General features: G+C 72.9%; 3 protein-coding genes. 2 read left to right on the forward strand and 1 reads right to left on the reverse strand.

What is annotated here, in order from left to right:
* Positions 1-153: 153 nt before the first annotated feature.
* Positions 154-1,851, reverse strand: coding sequence for a ricin-type beta-trefoil lectin domain protein (locus GPJ59_RS34095; RefSeq protein ID WP_308120639.1), 1,698 nt, complete (start codon positions 1,849-1,851; stop codon positions 154-156).
* Positions 1,852-2,190: 339 nt separating this feature from the next.
* Between GPJ59_RS34095 and GPJ59_RS34100 the strand changes: the two genes are divergently transcribed.
* Entirely contained in the window at positions 2,191-2,556 is a 366-nt protein-coding gene (locus GPJ59_RS34100) for a hypothetical protein (RefSeq protein ID WP_219671842.1), read from the forward strand.
* Positions 2,557-2,911: 355 nt separating this feature from the next.
* Positions 2,912-4,264, forward strand: coding sequence for an ABC transporter substrate-binding protein (locus GPJ59_RS34105; RefSeq protein WP_258025334.1), 1,353 nt, complete (start codon positions 2,912-2,914; stop codon positions 4,262-4,264).
* Positions 4,265-4,357 lie beyond the last annotated feature (93 nt).

Here is a 4,357-nt window from a genome sequence, read left to right on the forward strand (position 1 = left end):
TGCCACGCCCGCGGCCGGGGCCGGCCCGGGCGCGGCAGGCGGAGCGGGGGCGCCCGGGGCGGCGTACGGCTGGGTGGCCGCGCCGCCCAGGCAGGCCAGGCTCAGCAGTACGGCGGGCAGGGCCGCGCGCATCGTCCTCGTCGTCATCCGGCGTCAGACCGGCAGCGCCCAGGCCTGGTTGACCTGGTGGTCGCCGCACCGGGCCAGCCGGAGCCGGGGGGCGGAGCCGTCGGCGGCCGGGGGAGTGGCGGGCGCGGGCGCCTCCAGGCACAGCCCGCTCACGTCCTCCACCAGCGTGCCGTTGCGCAGCGCCGTCCAGCGCCGGCCCTCCTGGCCGCCGTCGCCGTCGCCGCCCACGCACGCGGCCAGCTCCACCGCGCCGTCCTCGCCCGCCGACAGGCATTCGCCGTCCAGCCGCAGCGTGCGGTCGGGCTCCAGGACCCAGCGCTGGTCCGAGCCGCCGGTGCACGGCAAGAGCACCACGGCGCCGACCCCGGTGGTGTTCTGGCCGTCGGCGCACCGGGCGCCGTCACCGGTGAGCTGTCCCGTCGGTACCGGCTCCGCGCAGCCGTGCGGGGTCAGCCGCCAGACAGCCGTCTCGTGCGCGCCGACCCGCCCGGTCAGGGCCTCCGAGACCTCCGTGGACCGGCCGGTCCACAGGTCCTTCGCCGTCACCGTGCAGGAGGGCAGCCCTACGTCGGCCAGCGGGACCGAGACGTCCAGGGCGGCGGCGGACCGGTTGAGGACGGCCACGGCCCGGTCGCCGTTCGCCAGCGGCCGGACCAGGACGTCGAAGGCCTGGCCGGCGGAGACCACCGCGCCCTGGCGGCCCATCGGGTCCTGGTCGAGCGCGATCAGGTCCGTGTTGCCGAGGGCCGCGAGGCCGGCCGGGGTCAGCCCGCCCACGTCGGAGGAGAGGATGAACGGCGCGGCCATCATCGCCCACAGGGCTACCTGGCTGCGGCTCTCGGCGTCGGTCAGCCCCGGTGCGCCCGCGATGAGGAAGTCGGGGTCGTTCCAGTTGCCGGGGCCGGAGTAGCGGGTGAGCCAGCGGTTGTAGCCGTAGTTGCCGAGCACCGAGCTCCAGCGCGAGGTGGCGGGCGCGCTCGGCTTGTAGACCTTGATGTCCTTGCCCTCGCGCCACAGCTGCCCGGTGTTCCCCACCCAGCCGAGCACCCTGTGCCAGTCGGGGCCGCCCCACTCGCCCTGCTGGAAGTAGGCCGGGGCGGAGGCCGAGAGCACCATCGGCCGGCCCGTGTCGCGCAGGGCCCGGGCGACCGCCTCGTAGGCCTGCCGGTAGGCCTGCTCCTTCGTCAGGCCGGGCGGCACCCACATGTTGCAGCCGTCCATCTTGACGTAGTCGACCTTCCACGACGCGAACAGCCGGGCGTCGCGCGCGAAGTTGTCCTGACCGCCTCCGTCGGGGGTGCCGCTGCCGGGGTAGCGCTCGCAGGTGAGGTGGCCGGCGTCCTGGTAGATGCCGAACTTCAGGCCGCGGGCGTGCAGGTACTGCCCCAGCCACGCCATGCCGTGCGGGAACTTGGCCGTGTCCACCACCAGGTTGCCCGCCGTGTCGCGCTGCTTCTCCATCCAGCAGTCGTCGACGGTGACGGTGTCGTAGCCCTTGGCGGCGAGCCCGGTGGACACGAGGGCGTCGGCGTTCGCGACGACCTTCCGCTCGTCGATGTCGCACATGTAGTGCGCCCAGTTGTTCCAGCCCATGGGCGGGGTCAGGGCCAGGGGGACGTCCGAGGTGGCGGTCGGCTCGGCCGTCGAGGGGCCGGCGGACAGGGTCACGGCGAGCAGGGCGGACGCGGTCAGGCAGGGCAGCGCGCGCAGGCGAGGCGGCACGGAGGACTCCTTGGCGTGGGGGCGTACCGGCAGCTGTTGTGCGCTCAGTGCAGCGATGTGATTACTCGCTGTCAACATCCGTCGGCGCCCCGGGCCCGATGATCAGCTGAATGGCCGCGCCCACGTCACCCTTTCGAGTGCGATGTGCAGGTGATGCGGCGACGGCGCCCTGCGCGCGCTGATCGAGGTCGCCCGCCCTGCCCGCCCGCCCGGCACCTCCGGGATGTCCGCGACGATCGTCGCACCGTCCGGCGACTTTGGAGTACGGCGCGCGGCCGGCCGGCCCTGCGAAGGTCTGATCGTCAGTAGATCGGAATGCAGGAACGGCGGGGAGCGGACGTGGCGAAGAGCAAGGGCTGGATGATCGGGTGCGGTGTGGCGCTGGTGCTGTTCGTCGGCCTGGTCGTCGCCGTCGTCCTCGGCATCGGCCTGGTCGTGGACGTGGCCGGCAACACCGTGGTCGAGCCGTCGGTCTACCAGGCGGTATCGGTCGGCGACCAGGAGAGCGCGGTACGGGACCGGCTGCCGTCGGGGGAGTCCTTCGTCAAGGACGCCCTCAAGGAGGGCGGCCCCGCCGAGCCGGCCGGCTCGGCCTGCTCCTGGTACATCTCCGGCGCGGAGCCCGTCGACGGCAACGAGACCGTGTTCCGCTTCTGCTTCAAGGACGGCAAGCTCGCCGAGAAGGTCCAGTACGCGATGAAGTGATGAAGTAAAGCGCATTAGTGCAAGGCATTGGTGCACAGCATTGGTGCAACGCATGGGTGCGGACATTCGGCGCACCCGCCGACTTCGGCGATAAGAAGTCAAACTCCGTCCGGGGGCCGGGCTCGCCCGGCCCCCGGCGGTGTTCCCCCACGCCCGCCGACTAAAGCGCATCAGTGCAGGTCGGCGCCGTGCCGGCGAGTCCTGTTCCGGCCCCTTCGGGCCGGGCCGCGTGAAGAGCGACCTCGTGTCCGTCGGCCACGCCCGGTCCGGTCGCATTGACGCCCTCCGGGACGGACGTACAGCCTGGGCCCCCGCTCTTTCGGCAGCGAGGACGAGAACTCCCGGAGGCTGACGGATGACTCCTTCGCACCTGACCCGTACCGGCGCCGCCGCCCTCGCGGCCTGCGCCCTCGCCTGGACCGCCGGCTGCGGCGTCGGCGGGGACCCGGACGGGATGCGGGAGGCGACCCGGGAGGCGACGCGGACGGGCCGGGTGGCCGGCCCGATCACCTTCCGCACGCTCCAGCTCAAGCCCGCCTTCACCGCGTACGTCGAAGGCGTCATCGACGCCTTCGAGCAGAAGTACCCGGACGTGAAGGTCACCTGGGAGGACGTGCCGGGTGACGGCTACAACGAGAAGCTCGTCGCCGACGCCCAGGCGGGCGCCCTCCCCGACGTCGTCAACCTCTCGACCGACTCCTTCCAACTGCTCGGCGACCGCGGCATGCTCGCCGACGTCGCCCGCCTGGACCCCGCGGCCGCGCAGGACTACGTTCCCGGTGCGTGGGAGCAGTTCAAGCTCCCCGGCAAGGGCGACGGCGTCTACGCCTATCCCTGGTACGTCACCCCGGAGATCCTCACGTACAACAAGGAGCTCTTCGCCGCGACGGGGCTGGACGCCACCAGGCCGCCGACCACCGTGGAGCAGTTCTTCGACTACGCCGAGCAGATCGCCGCCCGCTCCCAGGGCCGCTACGCCGCCTTCATGGCCGACCCCAAGGGCCGGCTGCCCGGCGACTGGCAGAAGATGGGCGTCCCCATCCTCAACGACGGGCGGGACCGCTTCACCTTCGACACCGACAAGGCGGTCGCCTGGGTGCAGCGGATGAAGGACCTGTACGCCAAGGGCGCCATGCCCAGGGAGTCCCTGCTCAAGGCCGACGACGTCAACCAGCTCTACGGCAGCGGGAAGATCGTCTTCGGCCCGGGCTCCCCGGGTTTCGTCCGGGACGTCAAGCGCAACGCCCCGCAGGTCTACGCCGGCACCCAGGTGGCCGGGGCGGTCACCGGGACCCTCGGCCACATCGGCATCTACGCCCAGTCCCTCGGCGTCAAGCGCTCCACCGAACACCTCGACGCGGCGGCCGAGTTCGCCAAATGGGTCACCAACGGGCCCAACCAGGTCGCCTTCGCCCGCAGCGCCACCATCTACCCGTCCAACGCCAAGGGCCTGGAGGACACGTACTTCTCCGACCGCGGCGACGGCACGGACGCCGAGACGGTGGCCCGGGCGGTCGGGGCGGAGCAGCTGCGCACCGCCCAGCTGGACGCCAACACCCTGGTGCAGTGGACCAACCAGGTCGGCGACGCGGTCGTACGCGAGGTGCAGAAGGCGATCCTCGGCGAGCAGGACCCGCGGACGGCGGTACGGCGCGCCCAGGAAGAGGCCAACCGGCTGCTCGTCCGCGCGAACGCGGGCGGGAGGTGACGGCGGCCCGCAAGGCCGCGGCCCCGGGAGCCGACCCGGTCCGGCGCCGGGCCGGGGACACCGCGGCGGGGCCGGGCCGGGGCCCGCCCCCGG

Origin of the sequence: Streptomyces bambusae, assembly GCF_019400985.1 — a bacterium.
GTDB lineage: Bacteria > Actinomycetota > Actinomycetes > Streptomycetales > Streptomycetaceae > Streptomyces > Streptomyces bambusae_A.

Excerpts from the sequence above, each read along its gene's own strand:
- GPJ59_RS34105 (WP_258025334.1), top strand. The coding sequence starts at position 2,912 with ATGACTCCTTCGCACCTGACCCGTACCGGCGCCGCCGCCCTCGCGGCC.